The sequence below is a fragment of the Shewanella electrica genome (genome assembly GCF_022321485.1).
Taxonomy (GTDB): domain Bacteria; phylum Pseudomonadota; class Gammaproteobacteria; order Enterobacterales; family Shewanellaceae; genus Shewanella; species Shewanella electrica.
This window is the reverse complement of the sequence record NZ_JAKOGG010000232.1, coordinates 1-276: the sequence shown is the minus strand read 5'-3', so window position 1 is coordinate 276 and position 276 is coordinate 1. Positions and strand designations below refer to the sequence as shown.

The following is a 276-nucleotide window of genomic DNA, read 5'->3' as shown; positions in this document are numbered from 1 at the left end:
CCTCCACCTCCGCCGCCGCCGCTGCTCCTCCTCCTCGCGCTTACAGTTTCCTCTACTTCCCCCTCCTTGGTCTTGGTCTGCCTCCTCCTCGCCATGGACGTCAAGCCGGTGAGGACTGTGAAGGTCACCAATGTCTCCCTGAGTGCAACTGTGCAAGACATTAAGGAGTTCTTTTCATTTTCAGGAGACATTGAACATGTGGAGATGCAAAGTGGCGATGAGTGGTCTCAAGTTGCATATGTGACTTTCAAAGATCCCCAAGGAGCAGAAACTGCA

At 53.3% G+C, this 276-nt stretch carries 1 protein-coding gene; it reads left to right on the top strand.

The genetic code is table 11. The annotated features are described in order from the left end of the window. Positions 1 to 93: 93 nt before the first annotated feature. Positions 94 to 276, top strand: a 183-nt coding sequence (locus tag L9G74_RS24095) for a hypothetical protein (protein WP_500142670.1), incomplete at its 3' end; no start/stop codon positions are given.